General features: G+C 72.0%; 18 protein-coding genes and 1 pseudogene. 9 read left to right on the forward strand and 10 right to left on the reverse strand.

All coding sequences use genetic code 11. The features are described from left to right. Window positions 1-116: 116 nt before the first annotated feature. From ACQEVC_RS09570 to ACQEVC_RS09600, 7 genes and pseudogenes are all read right to left on the reverse strand, one after another. A pseudogene (locus ACQEVC_RS09570) lies at window positions 117-650 on the reverse strand (flavin reductase family protein); the annotation flags it as partial. A gap of 89 nt (window positions 651-739) precedes the next feature. After that, window positions 740-2383 carry a cation acetate symporter gene (locus ACQEVC_RS09575; RefSeq protein WP_432875294.1) on the reverse strand — a complete coding sequence of 548 codons (1644 nt, stop codon included), beginning with the start codon at window positions 2381-2383 and terminating at the stop codon, window positions 740-742. Between the two features lies 1 nt (window position 2384). After that, window positions 2385-2792, reverse strand: coding sequence for a hypothetical protein (locus ACQEVC_RS09580; RefSeq protein WP_432891225.1), 408 nt, complete (start codon window positions 2790-2792; stop codon window positions 2385-2387). A 745-nt stretch (window positions 2793-3537) separates the two neighbouring features. Beyond that, window positions 3538-3792, reverse strand: a complete 255-nt coding sequence (locus ACQEVC_RS09585) for a Scr1 family TA system antitoxin-like transcriptional regulator (RefSeq protein ID WP_432891228.1) — start codon at window positions 3790-3792, stop codon at window positions 3538-3540. Between the two features lie 55 nt (window positions 3793-3847). Further along, window positions 3848-5152 carry a DUF4153 domain-containing protein gene (locus ACQEVC_RS09590; protein ID WP_432875297.1) on the reverse strand — a complete coding sequence of 435 codons (1305 nt, stop codon included), beginning with the start codon at window positions 5150-5152 and terminating at the stop codon, window positions 3848-3850. Window positions 5153-5874: 722 nt separating this feature from the next. After that, complete coding sequence (locus ACQEVC_RS09595; protein WP_432875300.1) at window positions 5875-6993, reverse strand: HAMP domain-containing sensor histidine kinase; 1119 nt, start codon at window positions 6991-6993, stop codon at window positions 5875-5877. Next, a complete protein-coding gene (locus ACQEVC_RS09600) occupies window positions 6990-7676 on the reverse strand; it encodes a response regulator (RefSeq protein WP_432875303.1) in 687 nt (228 codons plus the stop codon). The genes ACQEVC_RS09595 and ACQEVC_RS09600 overlap by 4 nt, the downstream gene beginning before the upstream one ends. Before the next feature lie 111 nt (window positions 7677-7787). Here ACQEVC_RS09600 and ACQEVC_RS09605 point away from each other — a divergent pair, with 111 nt between their 5' ends. The 4 genes from ACQEVC_RS09605 (at window position 7788) to ACQEVC_RS09620 (ending at window position 12027) form a co-directional block, all read left to right on the forward strand. Beyond that, complete coding sequence (locus tag ACQEVC_RS09605; protein WP_432875306.1) at window positions 7788-8609, forward strand: RNA-guided endonuclease InsQ/TnpB family protein; 822 nt, start codon at window positions 7788-7790, stop codon at window positions 8607-8609. Between the two features lie 183 nt (window positions 8610-8792). Beyond that, complete coding sequence (locus ACQEVC_RS09610; protein ID WP_432875309.1) at window positions 8793-9506, forward strand: hypothetical protein; 714 nt, start codon at window positions 8793-8795, stop codon at window positions 9504-9506. Between the two features lie 17 nt (window positions 9507-9523). Continuing rightward, on the forward strand, window positions 9524-10882 hold the full coding sequence (locus ACQEVC_RS09615; RefSeq protein ID WP_432875312.1) for a radical SAM/SPASM domain-containing protein: 1359 nt from the start codon (window positions 9524-9526) through the stop codon (window positions 10880-10882). Window positions 10883-10887: 5 nt separating this feature from the next. Further along, window positions 10888-12027 (forward strand): SUMF1/EgtB/PvdO family nonheme iron enzyme, encoded by a 1140-nt coding sequence (locus ACQEVC_RS09620; protein WP_432875315.1) that lies wholly within the window; start codon window positions 10888-10890, stop codon window positions 12025-12027. Between the two features lie 46 nt (window positions 12028-12073). Here the strand turns inward: ACQEVC_RS09620 and ACQEVC_RS09625 are convergent, their stop codons facing one another. Next, on the reverse strand, window positions 12074-12625 hold the full coding sequence (locus ACQEVC_RS09625; protein ID WP_432875318.1) for a phosphoribosyltransferase family protein: 552 nt from the start codon (window positions 12623-12625) through the stop codon (window positions 12074-12076). Window positions 12626-12812: 187 nt separating this feature from the next. Between ACQEVC_RS09625 and ACQEVC_RS09630 the strand changes: the two genes are divergently transcribed. The 4 genes from ACQEVC_RS09630 to ACQEVC_RS09645 all read left to right on the forward strand — a co-directional run bounded on the left by ACQEVC_RS09630 (window position 12813) and on the right by ACQEVC_RS09645 (window position 17327). Further along, window positions 12813-13451, forward strand: coding sequence for a septal ring lytic transglycosylase RlpA family protein (locus ACQEVC_RS09630; RefSeq protein WP_432875320.1), 639 nt, complete (start codon window positions 12813-12815; stop codon window positions 13449-13451). A gap of 266 nt (window positions 13452-13717) precedes the next feature. Beyond that, a complete protein-coding gene (locus ACQEVC_RS09635) occupies window positions 13718-14845 on the forward strand; it encodes a PP2C family protein-serine/threonine phosphatase (protein WP_432875323.1) in 1128 nt (375 codons plus the stop codon). Between the two features lie 178 nt (window positions 14846-15023). Continuing rightward, entirely contained in the window at window positions 15024-16913 is a 1890-nt protein-coding gene (locus ACQEVC_RS09640) for an acyl-CoA dehydrogenase (RefSeq protein WP_432875325.1), read from the forward strand. 144 nt (window positions 16914-17057) lie between these two features. Next, window positions 17058-17327: a DUF6458 family protein gene (locus tag ACQEVC_RS09645; protein WP_203859392.1), complete on the forward strand. Its 270-nt coding sequence runs from the start codon at window positions 17058-17060 to the stop codon at window positions 17325-17327. A 76-nt stretch (window positions 17328-17403) separates the two neighbouring features. Here the strand turns inward: ACQEVC_RS09645 and ACQEVC_RS09650 are convergent, their stop codons facing one another. Beyond that, the gene (locus ACQEVC_RS09650; RefSeq protein WP_432891231.1) at window positions 17404-17979 is read right to left on the reverse strand and encodes a SixA phosphatase family protein; all 576 of its coding nucleotides are present in this window, start codon (window positions 17977-17979) and stop codon (window positions 17404-17406) included. A gap of 367 nt (window positions 17980-18346) precedes the next feature. Here ACQEVC_RS09650 and ACQEVC_RS09655 point away from each other — a divergent pair, with 367 nt between their 5' ends. Beyond that, on the forward strand, window positions 18347-18613 hold the full coding sequence (locus ACQEVC_RS09655; RefSeq protein ID WP_432875329.1) for a DUF6458 family protein: 267 nt from the start codon (window positions 18347-18349) through the stop codon (window positions 18611-18613). Between the two features lie 177 nt (window positions 18614-18790). Here the strand turns inward: ACQEVC_RS09655 and trhA are convergent, their stop codons facing one another. Next, window positions 18791-19468 (reverse strand): PAQR family membrane homeostasis protein TrhA, encoded by a 678-nt coding sequence (gene trhA / locus ACQEVC_RS09660; RefSeq protein WP_432875332.1) that lies wholly within the window; start codon window positions 19466-19468, stop codon window positions 18791-18793. Between the last annotated feature and the right edge of the window lie 62 nt (window positions 19469-19530).

The raw sequence follows: 19530 nt of genomic DNA on the forward strand, positions 1-19530 counted from the left end.
CCAGTGACCCCGGTCACGCCGCTTGGCGACAGGCCCGGCTGGCCACTGTGCGTCACGCTGACCGGTCGTCTGCCGGCGGCCGACGACCGTCCCCGCCGTCGCCGGGGCGAGCGTCGCTAATCGGTCAGGTCGCGGTAGCGGCCGCGGTGATGCAGCAGCGGTGCGGCAGTACCCGTCAGCTCGACCGTCTCGATGGTGGCCTCGACCAGCAGCGCCCAGCCGTACTCCCGGGCGCCGTCCAGCCGGCAGCCGGCCCAGCCGCCGATCCCGGCCCCGCCCGGCACCGGCCCGTACGGCGTGCGCGTCCACTCACCGGTGGCGAAGAGCCCGCCCGGGGCCGGGAACAGCCCGGCGAACCGGTCGGCGAGCTGCCGGTGCGCCGGGCCGAGCAGGGTGACCGCGAACCGCCCGCTGGCGGATGCCGCCGCCCACAGCTCCGACTCCTCGTCGACCAGTCCGAGCAGTCGACCCGGTTCGCCGTCCGCGACCAGCGTGGACGAGACGGTCAGCCCGGCCGGGTCGCCATCCGTCGACGCGTACGCCGTCCAGAGCGTCACCGGCGCGGGTAGCCGGCCGCGCAGCCGGCGCAGCGGGGAGCGGTCCCGCTCCGGGGTGGCGAACGGGTCGGTGTGGTGGATCTGCCCGCCCGGCGGCTCGGCTCGGCTCACCGCACCATTGTGCCGGCCCGGATCGGGATGGCGGTCGGCACCGGGACCTTCCAGCAAGCGGACCCAGAAGTTCAGAGGCGGAGCGTCTCCGGGGCGTGCAGCCGCAGCATCGTCGCGGCGACGTCGGTCGGGGCCCGGCGCCGGGTGGCCCAGGAGACGGTGACCATCACGGTGAAGGCCAGTGGCACGGTCCAGGCGGCCGGCTGGGCGATCAGGACGGCCGGCCAGCCGGCCAACTCCGGCCCGACCACGGTGAAGAGCACCGCGCCGACCGCCGCACCCCCGCCGGCCAGGATTCCGGCCGCCGCCCCGGCGTCGGTCAGCCCGCGCCACCAGATGCCGAGCACCAGCAGCGGGCAGAAGCTCGACGCGGCGACCGCGAAGGCCAGCCCGACGACCTGGGAGACGTCCAGCCCGGAGACGTTCAGCGCCAGCACCATCGGCACCAGCCCGCCGACGACCGTGGCCAGCCGGAAGTCGCGTACCGAGCCGCGGCCGAGCACGTCGGTGGAGAGCACCCCGGCCACGCTGGTGAGCAGGCCGGAGGAGGTGGAGAGGAAGGCGGCGAACGCTCCGGCGGCGACCAGCGCGGCCAGCAACTGCCCGGTCAGGCCGTCGCCGAGCGCCGCACCGGGCAGCAGTACCACCGCCGCGTCGGTCCGCCCGGTCAGCAACAGTTGCGGGGTGTAGATCCGGCCGAGCACGCCGTACAGGGTGGGAAACAGGTAGAAGGCGCCGACCAGGGCCAACACCACCAGGGTGGTACGCCGGGCCGCCGCGCCGTCCGGATTCGTGTAGAACCGCACGAGTACGTGCGGCAGCCCCATCGTGCCGAGGAAGGTCGCCAGGATCAGCGAGTAGGTGGCGAAGAGGCCCCGGTCGTCGTTGCCGGCCATGCTCGGCAGCAGCCAGTCCGGCCCCCGGGCGGCGGCCACGCTGGAGATCTCCGGCACCGGGTCGCCGGCCGCGAACGACAGCTCCTCGCCGGGGCGTACCTCCCGGGAGGAGCCGTCCGGCAGGGTGAGTTTCGCCGGCTCCTCGACCACGACGGTGGTCGCGGCCGCGAAGACCGGACCACCGACCGGGGTGACCGGCGGTCGGGCGTCCGCCTGCCACTGCAACACCAGGAAGATCGCGGGTACGGCCAGCGCGGTCAGCTTGAGCCAGTACTGGAACGCCTGCACGAAGGTGACCGCCCGCATCCCGCCCAGTGCGACGTTGGCGGTGACCACGGCACCGACCAGCAGCGCACCCAGCTCGTACGGTCCACCGGCGACCGTGGTCAGGGTCAGCCCGGCTCCCTGCAACTGGGGCACCAGATAGAGCCACCCGATGAAGACCACGAAGGCGGTGGCCAGTTTGCGCAGCCGTCGCGAGCCGAGCCGCAGCTCGCAGAAGTCGGGCAGGGTGAACGCGCCGGAGCGGCGCAGCGGCGCGGCCACGAAGAGCAGCAGCGCCAGATAGCCGGCGGCGAAACCGACCGGATACCAGAGCACGTCCACGCCGTACTTGAGGATCAGGCCGGCGATGCCGAGGAACGAGGCGGCCGACAGGTACTCCCCACCGATCGCCGCCGCGTTCCAGGTCGGGCTGACCATCCGGGACGCCACCAGGAAGTCCGAGGTGGTCCGGGCCAGGGTCAGCCCGTAGAAGCCGATCGCGACCGTGACCAGGGTGACCACGATGATCGCCGGCACCGTGTAGGCGTTGTCCACCTCAGCGCTCCGGCCGCTGGACCACGTCGGTGAAGTCCTGCTCGTTGCGCTCGGCCAGGTGCACGTACGCCCAGCCGACCGCGACCAGGAACGGGAAGGCGGCCACCCCGAGCAGCAGCCAGGGCAGGTTGACCCCGAACAGCTTCGCCGCGCCGACCTCCGGGGCGATCGCGAAGAGCAGCGGCAGACCGCCGAGCCCGATCCCGACCACCAGTGACAGCCGCAGCGCGAGGGCGAGCTGGGCGCGGATCAGTCCCCGGAGCAGGGCCTCGCCGACCTGGGTCTGCTGGGTCAGCTCGGCCCTGGTCCGCTCGGCACCGGTGCCGCTGCGGGCCACCTCGGCCAGTACCACCCGGGTCCGGCGGGGCGCTCCGGGCGGCCCCGGCTCCGGCTGCCGATCGATGGGGATGGCCACCCCGGCAGTCTCACCGGCTGGCCGGGAATGTCAAGTCACCATCGGGGCTGCGTCGGGCAGCCCGTTCGGTTGGTCACCGGCAAAAGTCCTCCGCCCGCCTGCGGCCCCGACCTCAACCGAACCACCTACAAAGCCACTATTGAGATCGACATCCTCGACACCAGCCCTTGACAGCCGACCAACCCGACTAACCGGACGACGTTGCTGCTAGTGCCTCGTCCTTGAAGGTTGATCGAGTAATCCGGTGGTCCGGGTACCTCTCCGCAGGCTGTCTCCGCGCCTCTGCGATCGTCTCCACGATCCGCGATCCCGGATCACCGGTCCCGGGCTGTGTGACGTGGCACCGGCGCCGCTGGGCGGGCGGCCCGGCTGGCCAGGATGAGCGACCCGGCGGCCCGGCTGGGGAGTGGTTGGTGCGCGGACTGTCGAGCTGGGTGCACAGACGGGGCACGGAGAGTCGGGCTTGCCGAGACGGCACATGGCGATGCGGTTCGGGTCGACCGGCCGGCGGGGGTCGGGGCCTGGACGGCCCGGGACAGTGGGCGCACAGGCGGGGCAGCTCGACAGTCTCGCTGGCAGGTATCCCAACCCCACACCACCGCATACACGATCAACGTCAAGAGATCGCCAGCCCGAGAGGTACCCGGAAGCAACGGGTTACCCGATCACCGTTCAAAGACGAGGCACCAGAAGCCGTGGCGGACGCACGAGCGGGTCGACTTCCGCCACCGTGCGCCGGTCACGTCCATCTCTTGGCCACTTCCTTGATCAAGTCAAGCGACTGTCTGTTCGGGAGCGCTTCGCTCCGCACGGCCTCCCACGACCTTGCCAGATTAGCAATGTCGCCGGGGCGCTCGATGATGTCGGTGCCGATCTGGTGGTCCAGGTGGCCGTACTGGCGGTTGTCCTCCATCGTGGCGATGATGAACGACCCGGCCAGCCCGGGATAGAGCCCGACGTCTGACGGCACGACGTGGACCTGGACGCTGGGCAGCCCGGGGTGGACATCCTGCGCGGGAAAGTCAAGTCGTCGTCAGGGCTGGGTCAGGTCACCATCCGGATCGGGTTGGGCAGAACCTTCGGCTGGTCGCCGGGCGTTCGGCCAGAATCCGCCGGGCCTCGATCCGGGCGAGATTGGTCTCCCGCCAGTCGTCTGGTCGGGAACCGGCCGCCAGGCTCCACAGCGCGCAGTCACGCAGCGAATCCGGCAGCCGGTCGAGCGCCGGTACCGCGTCGGCGGAGAGCCCGGACAGGTAGGCGACGTCGATCTGGCCGCTCTGCCGGTACCGGTCGACGTTGTGCTCTGCGATCAGCCGGTCCGGGTTCGCCACCGCCAGGGCGAGCAGCGCGAGTACCGCCGTACCGAGCGCCATCCCGGGGAGCCAGCGGGCGGCCAGCCGTACCCCGGCCACCGCGACCAGCACGAAGACCAGCCCCAACCACGCCTCGCAGACCGCGACCAGCAGCCGGAGCCGGGTCGCGCCGTACGCGTCGGCGTAGACATCCATCCGGAACAGCGCCGAGGCCACCACCACCAGGCTGAGCAGGGTCAACCCGCCGAGCAGGATCCTGACCAGCGCCCGATCCGCCCGGCTCTCCCGGGGCGCCCAGCGGGCGGCGGCACCGATCACCAGCAGGGTGAGCAGGGAGACGGCGAGTAGCTGCCAGAAGCCGCGCCGGGCGTACTCGGCATAGCTGAGGCCGGCGGTCCGCAGTACGTGGTCCGAACCGCCGAAGAGGGTGGTGACCTGCACCGCCACGAACCCGGCGAAGAGCGCGTCGAGCAGTGCGACCGGCAGTATCCAGTCGGCCCGGCGCAGCCGTCGCCGGCTCGGGCCGGACGCCATCCCGGTCAGGTCCGGCGGGGCCGCCAGCACGTACGCCCCACCGAGCAGCGCCGCGCCGACCACTCCGAACACGAACACCCAGCGGAACACCGTGGCACCCGACAGCTCCGGAAGGAGCGCGTCCACCAGCCCGGCGAAGGCCGCGTCGGCGGAGGAGAAGAGCAGGCCGAAGACCACCAACAGGCCGACCGAGACCAGGACGCTGACCAGCGTACGGCCGACCGCCGGTCCCCGGCCCGACCGGGCGTTCCCGGCCCGCCTCTTGGCCAGCCACGTCAGCGACCGGATCACGGCCGCCGGTGGGACCAGGGCGGAGAGCAGCATCGCGCGTACCGACCGGCCGTCCGCGAGGGTCAGTGTCGCGGTGACCGCTGCGGTGAGCAGGCAGAGTACGAACAGCCAGCCCGCCGCCCGGATCGTGCCGACGCCGAGCAGCGCGACGGTCGTGGCGGCCCAGAACGGCCGCAGCCAGCCGATCCGTTGCCATCCACCGAGCGGCCGACTCACCCTCCCGACCGGTGCGGCCGGCCCCTTGACCGCTACGGCCGTCGCCTGGGGCGGTGCGGTTGCCGCCTGGGGTGGCGTCGCCGGGCTCTGGGGTGGTGTGGCTGCTGCTTGCGGCGGTGTGGCCGGGGCTTGAGAGGGTGCGGTTGTTGCCTGGGGCGGTGCGGATGGCGGGGTAGCGGGGTCGGGCACGCTCTTCGGCCGGGTGGAGCCGGGGTCGCTGGCCGGGTGGACGGCGTCGGCGGTGGTCGCGGGACGTGCGGTGGGCCAGGCGGCGGTGACCAGGGCCGCCGTTCCGGCAACTCCGGCGACCAGCCAACCGACACCGGGCCGGGTCAGCGGGAGGCTCACCGCGGCGACGGCTGCCGCTGCGGCCACTCCGACCAGCACCGGCTGGGTCGGGCCGCCGGCCGGTCCGGGCCAGCGGGTCGCGATCCAGGACGGCGGAGGCGGCGGGAGCGGCCGGGATGTCGGGGACGGCGGGAGCGGCCGGGATGTCGGGGACGGCGCGGGCAGGCCCCCGAGCGCCGCCCAGGTACCGGGCACGGGCGGCCCCTGCCTCGGAGGCGGTGCGGCCGTCGCGGCTGCTGGGGTCGGTGCCGGGCGCGGGGTGGGCGGCGTGCCGGTGCGGGGTGCCGGATCCGGCTGCCCCTGCAGGGTCGGCCCGTTCGTGGGTCCGTTCGCGGGCCCGGTCGGCTGGTCGTTCATCCTCGGTTCCACCTCGTTCAACGCTGTTCTACCAGTACGGCGGAGTGGTCCCCGGCAGCCGGCGCCACCACCGGCAGGCTGACCCGGATCTGGCAGCCGACCGGACGGTCCGAGCGGTTGGCCGGACCGGGCTCGACCAGGGGACGGTCGGCGACGGCGATGCTGCCGCCGTGCAGATCCACCACCCAGTGCGCGATCGCCAGGCCGAGCCCGGTGCCGCCGTCGCTGGTCCGCTCGCCCCGGGTGAAGCGCTCGAACACCTCCGGCCGAAGCCGGGCCGGAATCCCCTCGCCCTCGTCGGTCACCTCGAACCGCAGCTCGTCGCCGACCCGCTGCGCGGCGACCAGTACGGTGCCGGCGGGCGGACTGTGCCGGGCGGCGTTGTCCAGCAGGTTGGCGAAGACCTGGTGCAGCCGTCGGGGATCCGCCTGCACGGTCAGCTCCGCGGACTGCTGGCGTACCTTGAACCGGACGTCGCGCCCGGCGCCGGCCGCGGTGACCCTGGCCTGTTGGACCACCTCGTCCAGGAACTCCGCCACGTCGACGTTCTGCCGGCGCAGCGGCAGCACCCCGGCGTCCAGCCGGGAGAGGTCGAGCAGGTCGGCGACCAGGTGCCCGAGCCGCTCGGTCTGGGCCAGCGCGACCCGCAGCGTCGGCAGGTCCGGCTCCGCCACCCCGTCGACGATGTTCTCCAGCAAGCCCTGGAGGGCGGTGATCGGGGTACGCAGCTCGTGCGACACGTTCGCGATCAGCTCCCGGCGGCGCCGGTCGGCCTCGGCCAGGTCTCCGGCCATCTGGTTGAACGCGGCGGCCAGCGTGCCGACCTCGTCCCGGGAACTGGCCCGGACCTGCCGGGTGTAGTCGCCCCTGGCCATCGCCCGGGCCGCCGCCGTCATCTCGCGCAGCGGCGAGGTCATGCCGTGGGCCAGCACCTGCGAGGTGAGCAGCGCCAGCCCGATGGCCGTCCCGGTGGTCCAGGGCGGCAGCCAGCCGATGCCGAGGATGAACACGGTCATCCCGGCGGCACCCGAACCGACGATCAGGATGCCGAGCTTCAGCTTGATCGACCAGATCGGGTCCAGCGGTCGGGGCAGTACGTCCATCGTCCGGTTGACGGTGGTCCAGAAGCTCGTCACGGCCGTACCTCCAACGCGTAGCCGACACCGTGCACGGTGCGGATCAGATCGGCGCCGAGTTTGCGGCGCAGGGCTTTGACGTGGCTGTCGACGGTGCGGGTGCCCGAGCTGTCGGCCCAGCCCCAGACGTCGGCGAGCAGCCGTTCCCGGGGCAGTACCATCCGGGGCCGGTTGGCGAAGTGCGTCAGTAGGTCGAACTCGGTCGGGGTCAGGTGCGCCTCGACCCCGTCGCGGCGGACCCGCCGCTCGGCCTGGTTGATTTCGAGCCCCCCGATCCGGAGGATCTCCACGCCGTTGCGCGCCGCGGCCGTGGCGCGGTCGACCCGGCGCAGCAGCGCGTGCACCCGGGCGGCGAGTTCGCGCAGCGAGAACGGCTTGGTGAGGTAGTCGTCGGCACCGACGGCGAGCCCGACCAGCAGGTCCGTCTCGTCGTCCCGGGCCGTCAGCATCAGCACCGGGACGGGCCGGTCGGCCTGGATCCGCCGGCACACCTCCAGGCCGTCGAAGCCGGGCAGCATCACGTCGAGGACTACCAGCTCCGGCCGGCCGCTCCGGAACGCCTCGACGGCGCCCGGCCCGTCCCGCGCGATCTCCACCACGAAGCCCTCGGCACGCAGCCGGGCGGCCACCGACTCGGCGATGGTGCGCTCGTCCTCCACGACCAGGATCCGGCGTTCCATCATCAAGAGCCGCCCGAGAAACCCCTGGCTTTAGCCATGGGGAGGAAAGGGCGGTCCGGCGTTGTGTTGGTTTTCGGCATGGCGTCGACTCCTCTGCGGGGCCAAAACTGTCGGATGCGGCTGAGATGGTTGCCGATGTGGGCGAGACGGTGCCCGTCCGATCCGACCAGCGTCCGCGTCTACCAGGACACGCTCGGGCACTGGTACGCCTCCTTCGTCGTGCGCCGCGACACCACGCCCGCGCCCGACGTCGAAGGTGCGATCGGTGTCGACTGGGGTGTCATCACGACCGCGACGACCACCGACCCGGCCTACGACTTGCCGTATCTCGGCCACCGGAAACGGTGTGCCGCCGAACTCGCCAAACTCCAGCGCCGGATGGCCCGCCGTCGGCGCCCAAGGGGTGTGAAGTCGTCGAGCGGCTACCTGCGGGCCAAGCGGCAGGCGGCGAAGCTGGCCAGGAAGGCGGCCCGGCAGAACATCCACGACGCCCGCGTCTGGGCGAAGAAGATCGTCGACAACCACGCGACGATCGCCGTTGAGGATTTCAAGCCGACGTTCCTGGCCAGGTCCCGGATGGCGGGTAAGGCTGCTGATGCGGCGATCGGGACGGCGAAGCGGGAACTGGTTGACCGTGGCTTGCGGGCGGGCCGGAGGGTGGTGTTGGTGCCGCCCGCCTTTACCACGATGACCTGCTCGCAGTGCGGTACGAGAGCCAAGTACCGCCTCGGGCTGGGTGTCAGAGTCTTCCGGTGCGACATCTGCGGGTACACCGCGTGTCGGGACCGGAACGCCGCGAGGACGATCCTCGCCACGGCAGAACGCGGCCGTGCTGGTGCCGACGACGTGAGACATGCGATCACCTCCTTCCGCGATGGTGGTCGGGTGCGGTCCGAGCCAGAAATCCCCCGGCTTCCAGCCACGGGGAAGCGTTAAGCCCTGACTGTAGGAAGCCGGCGTGCGGGAACGTGGATCACGTTGTGAACAACCTGTGGAGAACCGCGCGGCCCTGTGGATAACCATCGGACCAGCGGAAGCGGCGGCCGGAAGGGTACGTCCCGGAATGGCATCGCTGCGATAGGTTGGGCGACCTTGGGACGGCCGGCACGAGAGGTGGGCATGCGGGACCGGGAACTGAGGCTCAACTCGGTGTCGAGGTACGCCAAGGAGTCGCCGCTGTTCATCCTGGAAGAGCACGGGCACTGTGAGGTGCCGGCCGGCTGCGGCGGCGTGGTGCTCCGCTGGCGCGACCCGCTCGCCGGGATACCGCTGCGGATCCGGCTCCACGCCGCCGGGGAGTGCCGGATGCTGCTCGACGGCGCGGAACCGCCCTCGGCCCGCCCCGTCGTCCCGTACGGCGAGCACGTCCTCGCCTGCACCGTCGCCGAGGTCGATCCCGCGTACATCGCGCTGATGTTCGCCGCCGTGTACGGCCCGGGCGACTCCCACGTCGACTCCACCCCTGAGCCGGCCGGGGAGACCTCGATCCTGTCCACCGTGGACGGTACGTGGCGGTGGTCGTCGACCGAGCCGGCGGACGACGCCTGGACCCGTACGGGCTTCGACGACACCGGCTGGGCGCCGATGGAGCTTCGCGCCGAGCACCGCCCGCCCGAGGGCACCGGCTGGGACCAGGCCGGCTACCAGGTCCGGCAGCTCGGCGAGCTGGGCGCGGTCGGGCTGGGCGTGCCCGACGGCACCGGACCGATCTGGGTACGCAAGACCTTCCGGCTCGCCCCGGACGGCGCGATCGACGGTTCCGCCGCCAGCGCGACCGACGGTTCCGCCGCCAGCGCGATCGACGGTTCCGCCGACGGCGGGGCGGCACGGTGACGGACGGAGGAGGTCGGATGCCCCCGCTGGTGCTGATTCCCGAGTACTTCGGCAGCCTGGTCTTCGACCGTCGCACCTCGCGGTACCTGCCGTTCGACGCCGAGGCGACCGCCCTGCTGCGCCGGCTGGTCGACCGGCCGATCGGCGAGGTCCTGTCGGAGGTCACCGACGACGAGCAGCGGATGCGGATGCTCCGCTTCTACGAGCACTTCTACGAGCTGGGCTTCTTCACGGTGCGGCACCGGTTCGCCGGGGTCGTACTCGACGGTCCGGAGCCGCCGGCCGACCATCTGGCCGGGCCGCTCGCGGTACACCTGGAGGTCGCCTCGGCCTGCAACCTGAGCTGTACGCACTGCTTCGCCGGTGACCTGCCGCGCCGGGAGCAGCGGTTGAGCCTGGCCGAGATCGACCGGCTCTTCGCCGAGATGGCCAGCCTCGGCAGCTTCCGGCTCGGGCTGACCGGTGGCGAGCCGCTGCTTCGCAAGGATCTCTTCCAGATCATCGACCTCGCCACCGCACACGGGCTCGCGCCCTGCGTCACCACCAACGGACTGCTGGTCACCGAGGAGATCGCCCGGGAGTTCGGCCGGCGGGAACTGGTCTGGCTCAACGTCAGCCTGGAGGGCGCCACGGCCGAGACCAACGACCGGGTACGCGGTGCCGGTACCTTCGCGAAGGTGCTCGACCGGCTGACGGTGCTCCGCCGGTACGCCCGGTTCACGCTGGCCTTCACCATCATGCGGTCGAACGTCGAGGAGGTCGAGGCGTGCGCCCGGCTCGCCCGCGAGGTGGGCGCGGACACGGCGGTGTTCCGGCCGCTCTACCCGGTCGGGGTGGCACAGCGGCACCTGGAGCTGATGCCGAGCTTCGCGGAGTACAACACCGCGTTGAACACCCTGGCCCGGATGGACGACGACCGGATGGAGCTGCGCCAGATCGACCCGTTCGGCCCGCAGACCCGGCGGGAGGCGCAGTCGGTGATCCAGCAGAACTACGGCTGCGGGGCCGGCAACCTGGTCTGCTCGGTCTCCGTATCCGGCGACGTCAACCCGTGCAGCTTCCTCGGCCCCCGGTTCGTCGCGGCGAACGTCCGGGACCGGTCGTTGGCCGACATCTGGCGGCACAGCACCGGTTTCCGGGCGATCCGGGCGCTGCCGCACACCGAGCCGGCCAGTACGCGGGGCGGGACCGCCACCTTCGGCGGTGGCTGCCGGGCCCGGGCCCTGGTGCTGAACGGCTCGGTGAACGCACCGGACCCGTGGATCGAGGGCCAGGTGGCGCTGGAACGGCGGTCGCCGGATCGGGTACGCAACCCGCTGGTCGTACTGGACGTGTCGGCGGGGACCGGTCGGAGCCGTCCGGGCTGCGGGGGCTGACCGGGGTGGGTGCGACCGAGGAGTGGCTGCGCGCCGAGCTTGCGGCGACCGGCGGTCCGGTCCGGCTGTGCCGGCTGGCCCGCAAGCTGGTCCGGGTCGGCGAGTTGCGGGCCGCGGCGGCGGTCTACGACCGGGCGTACGCGCTGGACCCCGGTGACGTCGACCTGGCCGGGGCGCGCCGCGAGCTGCTGGACCGGTTGGCCGTCGAGGAGCACGGCCTGACCTTCCGGTACGTCCCGGCCGGCACTTTCCTGATGGGCTCGGACACGGCCGACCCGGACGAGTGGCCGGTACACCGGGTGCGGCTGGACGGCTACTGGCTCTCCGAGACCCCGGTGAGCTGGTCGGCGTACTGCCGGTTGATGGGTTGGCGGCCGCCGCCGGACGGACGCCCGCCGGAGGACGGTGCCGAGGCTGCCACGATCGACCGGGGCGGGTGGTTCATGCTGGACGGGGCGAACCGGATCCGCCTGCAATATTGCGAGGACGAGACCACCCGGGCGGTCGACTGGCACGCCCACCATCCCCGGATGACGCTGACCCGGGGCGGCGAGCCGGTCGACCCGGCGTCCGTCTTCGGCGTACCGCCCCGGGCGGACCCGGGCCGGCCGTGGGGGTACGACCACAAGCCGATGGTCTGTGTCGCCGCGCAGGAGGCCGAGGAGCTCGGCGAGCGGATCTCCACGGCTACGGTCCGTTACCGGCTGCCCACCGAGGCCGAGTGGGAGCGGGCGGCCCGGGGTGGCCTGGTCGGCCGCCGCTATCCGTGGGGGGACGAGCCGCCGACGCCGCAGCGGTGCGACTTCGACCGGTTCGACGAGTTGTCGATCCTGCCGATGCGCCGGCTTCCGCCCAACGGCTACGGCCTGTACGGAATGGCCGGCTCGGTCTGGGAGTGGACCGCCGACTGGTACGACGCCGAGTACTACCTGCAGAGCCCGGTGGACAATCCGACCGGACCGGTCGACGGGGAGCAGTGGGTGCTGCGCGGCGGTTCCTGGGCGGACTGTGCCGGCGCGGTCAGCGTCTCGTTCCGGATGTCCCGCGCCTCGACGAGCTGGCGGGACGGTGAGTGGGGTGACCACTTCGCCCCGAACATCGGCTTCCGGCTCTGTCGCACCGAACGCCCGGCACCCGACGCCTGACAGCCTCACCGGCGGACGGTTCGCGCCGAAGGGCGGCGCGGGGTGGTCAGGGGTCCAGGTCGGCCGGGGTCAGCAGGCTGTCGAGCCGGAGTTCCGCCACCACCTCCGGTGCGGCCTCGGCGACCAGGCACGTCGTGCCGAGGACGGTGGCTCCGCGCCGGGCGGCGATCTCGTGCAGGGCGCGTACCTGGGCGCCGCTGGCCACCCAGTCGTCCACCACCAGTACCCGGTCGCCGGGCCCCAGGTGCCGGTTCCGTACCCCGAGAGCCAGCCGGCGGCCCCGGTAGTCGGAACCGGTCCACGCCCAGGTGGTCGGCTCCGCGATCCGCCGCTCGCCGGTGTTCTTGTACGCCGGGACGAAGCCGGCGCCGAGCGCGGTCGCCACCAGCGGCCCGAGCAGCAGACCGGTGACCTCGGGCGCGACCACGACGGTGGGCGGGTCCGTCCGGAACGGCTCGGCCAGGACCGGACCCAGCCCGGCGAGGATCGCCGGGTCCCGCCACCAGCCGGACACGTCGCTGACCAGGTGCGTGCTCTCCGGCCCCGGGTCGGTCCACCGGAACGCCCCGACCAGCCGCCTGCTCAGCTCCGCCCGCACGGAGACCATCTTGCGGCATCTCCGGCCCGACCCGGGTACGGGCACGTCCGACCCACCCAGGGTCGGATGATCGGCTACACGTTTCACCCCATACCCGGGCGAAAGCAGATGATCACGTTGACTTCCGAAGTACCTCCCTCGTTACGGTCCGACCCGATCTCTGTTGTTCCTGGGAGAGGACGGTGCGGTGGCTGGGAAGCATGCCCGAGTTCGGATTCTGCGCTGGCCAACCGGCATGGTGGCGGCCGGAGCGGTCGCCGTCGCGCTGGTCGGCGCGGGTGCGGCCGGTGTGGTGAAGCTCGGCACGGAACCGGCCGCCAACTCCGCCTCGGTGCCGGCCCTGGTCGACGCGACCACCCCGGCCACCCCGAGCGGGCCGGTGACGACGTCGCCCACCCCGGACGCGGTCACACCCACGCCGGAGCGGTCGCCCGAGCGCGCCTCGCGGGCCAGTTCCCGTCCCTCGCCGAGCCAGACCCGGACCAGCACCGCGAAGAAGCCCGCCACGAAGCGCCCGGCGAGCAGCCCGCCGGCCCGGGTAGTGCAGAGCGGCTCCTGCGGCGCCTCCTACTACGACCAGGGGCAGGTCACCGCGAACGGTGAGGCCTTCGACCCGAACGCGCTGACCGCCGCGCACAAGACCCTGCCCTTCAACACCCGGGTCCGGGTGACGAACCCGGACAACGGCCGGTCGGTGGTGGTCCGGATCAACGACCGGGGTCCGTTCGTCGAGGGCCGCTGCATCGACCTGTCCCGGGCCTCCTTCGAGGCGATCGCCTCGCTGAGCCTCGGCGCCATCGACGTCCGGTACGAGGTCCTCGGCTGAGCGGCGGGCACGGAGTAGCGGTGGCAGGTGGCGCGGGTCCGGTGACGGTGCCGCCGGTCCCGGTCGAGATGGAGCGGTGCGACCGGCCCGGTGACCAGGCGGGTGCGCGATGTGAGGTACGTGAGCCAGGAATGTTCATTCGACTTGCAACGGTTGGCTGACTCGTCGACAAGATCCGGCGGGTCCGGACCGGTGGGATGCGCCAGGTGGCCAGAACCCGATCGGACGAGGAGTCAACTTCGTACAATCGCGGTCGTCGATCAGGCATGCTGTTCCGCGTACCCATGCGACTGATGCCACCGGGCCGTCGCCCGCTGAGCCAAGGTTCCCGCGCCGGTCTCGGCGCGGCCCTCGTGCTGCTCGCGCTCGTCTCGGTGGTGGAGTTCGCGGACGAATCCAAGGTCAACTATGTCGGGCTGGTCGCGGCGGCTCCCTTCCTGGCGGCCGCGTTCGCCTCCTGGCGGGTGGTACTCGCGGTCGGCGTGATCGCCACCGTGCTGGCCGGCTCGCTGGCCTGGGGCGGCCGCGTGGTGCCGCTGGCCACCACGGTCAACCTGATCGGCGTGGTGCTGGCCACGGCGATCGCGGCGCTCTTCGCGGTGATCCGGCAGCGGCAGGCGGAGCGGATCGCCGAGCTGTCCAAGCTCGCCTCGGTGGCCCAGCAGGCGGTGCTGCGGCCGGTCGGCCCGCAGGTCGGCAGCCTGGCGGTGGCCGGGCACTACATCTCGTCGACCGCCGCCGCCGACATCGGCGGTGACCTGTACGAGGCGATCGACACCCCGTACGGAGTGCGGATCATCATCGGCGACGTCCGGGGCAAGGGGCTGGACGCGGTCCGGTTGGCCAGTATCGTGCTCGGCTCGTACCGGCACGTGGCGTACGAGCGGGCCGACCTGCGGGCCATCGTCGCCGACCTGGACCGGGCGGTGGCCCGCAACGTCGGCGACGAGGACTTCGTGACCGCCGCCCTGGTCGAGGAGCGCGGCGGCACGCTCACGATCGTCAACTGTGGTCATCCGGCACCCCTGCTGCTCCGTCGCGGCCAGGTGATTCCGATGGAGCCGCCGGCCCCCGCGCCGCCGCTCGGGTTCATGCCGGTGGTCCGGCCCCGGGTCGAGCGGCTCGAACCGGGCGACCGGCTGCTGCTCTTCACCGACGGGCTCGGCGAGGCACGCCGGGACGGGGAGTTCTTCCCGACCGCGGACCGGGCCTGGCGGCTGCTCGGGCACGGCACGGTCGCCGACGGCCTGGCCTCGCTGGAGACGGCCCTGGTCGAGTGGGTACGCGGCCGGCTCGACGACGACATCGCGCTGGTCCTGATGGAGTACCCGGGACCGCACTCGGCAACCGCGTCGGCGGTGCCGAGTTGGGAGGTCGGCGCCACCGACAGCTGACCGGCCCGGTCCGGTGAGCGCGGCGCAACCGCACGTCCGGTCCGACACCGCTCGTCAGGTTGCCGTCAGTGTGGTGCGGGTCACTGAAGCCGGTGCTTCGCGGTGACTTACCCGCGAGTAATATAACCACTGTTACTGCCGGGTAACCTGTGTTCGCGAGTCCGGGGGGCAGAGGCGTATGAGCCACTACAGGAGCAATCGGCGAGACCTCGAGTTCAACCTCTTCGAGGTGTTCGGTGCGGACCAGGCGTTCGGCGTCGGCCCGTACGCCGAACTCGACGCCGACACCGCGCGGAGCGTGCTCGCGGAGGTGGAACGGCTGGCCCGGGAGGACCTGGCGGCCAGCTACGCCTCCAGCGACCGCAACCCGCCGGTCTTCGACCCGGCGACGCACAGCGCGCCGCTGCCCGAGCCGTTCAAGAAGTCCTACCAGGCGATGATGGACTCCGAGTTCTGGCGGATGGATCTGCCGGCCGAGCTGGACGGCACGATGGCACCCCGGGCGCTCTGGTGGTCGGCCGCCGAGCTGATCCTCGGCGCCAACGCGCCACTGTGGATGTACGCCGGCGGCCCCTCCTTCGCGCACACCCTCTACCGCGAGGGCACCGAACGCCAGAAGAAGTGGGCCAAGCTCTTCGTCGAGAAGCAGTGGGCCGCGACCATGGTGCTCACCGAGCCGGACGCCGGTTCGGACGTGGGCGCCGGCCGTGCCCGGGCGATCCCGCAGCCGGACGGTTCCTGGCACATCGAGGGCGTCAAGCGGTTCATCACCAGCGGTGAGCACGACCTGACGGACAACATCATCCACTATGTCCTGGCCCGGCCGGTCGGGGTGGAGGGTGCCGGCGGCCCGGGCACCAAGGGGCTGTCGCTGTTCGTGGTCCCCAAGTTCCACTTCGACGACGAGACCGGGGAGCTGGGCGAGCGCAACGGCGTCTACGCGACCAACCTCGAGCACAAGATGGGGTTGAAGGTCTCGAACACCTGCGAGATGACCTTCGGCGAGCACGGCGTACCGGCCAAGGGCTGGCTGCTGGGCGACGTGCACGACGGCATCCGGCAGATGTTCCTGATCATCGAGTACGCCCGGATGATGGTCGGTACCAAGGCGATCGCCACCCTCTCCACCGGCTACCTCAACGCACTGGACTACGCGAAGAGCCGGGTACAGGGCGCCGACCTGCTCCGCTCGACGGACAAGAACGCGCCCCGGGTGACCATCACGCACCACCCGGACGTGCGCCGTTCGCTGATGCTCCAGAAGGCGTACGCCGAGGGCCTGCGGGCGCTGGTCTGCTACACCGCGTCCTGGCAGGACCGGATCAACATCGCCGAGGCGAACGGCGACGAGTCGGCCGCCAAGCTGGCCAAGGGCGTCAACGACCTGTTGCTGCCGGTGGTCAAGGGTGTCGGCTCGGAACGCGCCTACGAGCTGCTCGGCCACGAGTCGTTGCAGACGTTCGGCGGCTCCGGTTTCCTCCAGGACTACCCGCTGGAGCAGTACGTCCGGGACGCGAAGATCGACACTCTCTACGAGGGTACGACCGCGATCCAGAGCCTCGACCTGTTCTTCCGGAAGATCGTCCGGGATCGCGGTACCAGCCTGATGGCGGTGGCCGGCGAGATCGCGGCGTTCGTGGAGTCCGGGGGTGGAGAGCCGGCCGGCGCGGATTCGACCGAGCCGGGCGACGGGCAGCTCAAGGAGGAGCGGGCCGCGCTGGGCCGGGCGCTCGGCGAGGTGCAGGCGATGCTCGGCACCATGACCGGGTGGCTCGGCGACGCGCAGGGCGGCGAGGCCCGGGCGCTCTACAAGGTCGGGCTGAGCAGCCGGCGCTTCCTGCTCGCCGTCGGCGACCTGGTGGTCGGCTGGCTGCTGCAACGGCAGGCCGAGGTCGCGCTGCGGGCGCTGGGCGGCGAGGTGAGCGCGGCCGACAAGGCGTTCTACACCGGCAAGCTGGCCGCCGCGCGGTTCTTCGCCCGGGAGGTACTGCCCCGGATCGGTGCTGACCGGCGGATCGTGCAGGGCGCCGACCTGGAGCTGATGGACCTGCCCGAGGAAGCCTTCTAGCAGGGCCGCGACGAGCGTTCTTTCGGCGGCCGGTGGAGCTGTTGCTCCCCGGCCGCCGCGCTATTGTTGAGGCGGTGCTAGGAGCAGTTTGACCTGATTTGTCATGAAAGCCCACGACCCATCGCACGGGGGAGTGCAGCGGACATGGGCATCGGTACGGGAATTTTCCTCATCACCCTGGGAGCCATCCTGACGTTCGCGGTCAGAGCGAATGTCTGGTGGCTCGATCTTCGGGCGGTCGGCTGGGTCTTCATCCTGGCCGGGGTCGCGGTGCTGGCCACCACGATGTGGTACTGGCAGGACCGCAAGAAGCGGGCGCGGACCCTGATCGTCGAGGAGAACCGGCTGTCGCATCCGACGGCGATGATGCCGCCGCCGCCGGATCCGCCGCCGCCGAGCGCGCCACCCACCTGACGTCCCCGGTGCCCGGCCTGGTGGCGATGTCACCGGCCGGGCACCGACCCGTCCCGGTACGCGATTCGATCGTCGGTCAGCCCCGGGCGGTGTGCCACTTCACGATCGGTCCTGCCTGGGCGCGTACGTCCGTCCATTCGCCGGCGATCCGGTGGATGACGATTCCGCTGGTACGCAGCCCCTCCGGGTCGGCGTGCACCGGATCGAGCAGAGTGGACAGTTCCGAGATGGCCGGGTTGTGCCCGATCAGCAGCAGGGTGCTCGCCTCCGGATCCGTGGCACGGACGAGTTCGAGCAGGTCCGCCGCGTGCCCGTGGTAGATCCGCTGGTCGTACCGGACCGACGGCACATCGCTGCGGCCGGGAGGGCTGGCGGCGGCGGTCTGTCCGGCCGGGACGCCGAGCGGGCGGATCGGTGGTGCGGCCATGCCCAGCGCCACGTCGTGCCAGGTCTGCCGGGTGCGCTTGGCGGGCGAGCAGACGACCACCGTCGGCAGGTAGCCGCCGTGGCCGAGCCAGGCACCCGCGGCGGCGGCGTCCGCGTGCCCACGGGCGGTGAGCGGGCGGTCGGCGTCCGGCGCGGTCGTGGGCCGCTCGGCCTTGGCGTGCCGGAGTAGCACCAGGCTCCGCCCGGGTACGTCCGGCCGCCCCACGCCGCCCGGGTCGCTGTGTCCGCCGGTCCGGCCGGCCGCGCTGGTATCCGTCACGTTGGTCTCCCTGGGTCGCGTGGCGTGTGCGTCCCGACGGCCCGGTCCAGGCTGGCGCGGCCCGTCCGGTCCGGCCGTCGTCCTGCCGGTTCGGCACCGACAGCGACGCTCTTCCCAGCTTGCCGGATTCGGATTTGAAACGCCTGGGTATGTCGATGGATGCCGCGACCGTAGCCGGGACCGGCACGACCGGTACCAGTGAACCTTTCCAACCTGAACCGCGTTGCGCGCAGGCACCGCGTCCGACCTTGCGGTCCGCCGGACCGCAAGGGGAGGTTCAAAGGTTCAGTCGACAGCCTAGGAGGGCGGCACAGTGGGCATCGGTGGAAGCATTTTTCTCATTGCTCTCGGCGCGATCCTCGCCTTCGCGGTGCGCGTCGAGACGGGCTGGCTCAACCTGAACGTCGTCGGCTGGGTACTGATGCTCGCCGGCCTGGCCGGGCTGATCATGACCAGCTACCTCTGGCGGAACCGCCGCCGTACCGTCGTCACCCCGGTGGTCGACCCGCGCGTGCCGGGGCGGGAGGAGCAGATCGTCGAGGAGTACCACGACGTGCGGCGCCCCGGCCCCCCGCTCTGAGCCACGGACCGCCGGCCGCCCGGTGCGGCTGCGCCGTCCCGATCGCACTGCGCCCGTCGCGCAGCTTCACCATCGTCGGCGACCGCGTCCAGGCCCGGCACGGGTTCACCGAGTCGTGGGCCGGCTGGTGGCCGGACCGGGCCGTTCCGCCGACGGGTCGGCCGGACCCGGGGATGGTCAGGCGAACAGGGCGAAGTAGATCGCGACGTGGTGGCAGATCGCCGCGACCAGCGTGCAGGCGTGGAACAGTTCGTGGTGCCCGAAGACGGTCGGCCACGGGTTGGGGCGGCGTAGCGCGTAGCAGACGGCGCCGACGCTGTAGGCCGCGCCTCCGGCGACCAGCAGGGCGAGCACGGTGACGCCACCCCGGTCCAGGATGTCCGGCAGGACCGCCACGGCCACCCAGCCCAGCGCGAGATACAGCGGCGCGGAGACCCAGCGGGGCGCGTGCGGCCAGACCAGCTTCATCGCCACCCCGGCCACCGCGCCGCACCAGACGATCAGCAGCAGTACGGCCGCGCTCGTCGCCGAGAGCACCAGCAGGCAGAACGGGGTGTACGTACCGGCGATGAACACGAAGATCATCGAGTGGTCGAGCCGGCGCATCACCCGGTAACCGCGTTCGGACCAGACCCGCCGGTGGTAGAGCGCGCTGGTGCCGAAGAGGCCGCAGACCGTCACGCTGTAGACGACGCAACTGACCAGGGGCGTCCAGCCCGGCCGGGTGGCGGCGATCGCGCAGAGCACGACACCGGCCACCACCGCGACGAAGAAGGCGTACGCGTGCAGCCAGCCTCGCATCCGGGGCTTGCCCAGGTCGACGGGGCGCAGCCGGATCGGGGCGGAGGTACTCACCCGACCAGGTTACGGCACCGTAGGTTACTCGGAGGTAGTGATTCGGGCAGTGGTTCCGGTCA

The organism is Plantactinospora sp. CA-294935, from assembly GCF_050936445.1.
GTDB lineage: Bacteria > Actinomycetota > Actinomycetes > Mycobacteriales > Micromonosporaceae > Plantactinospora.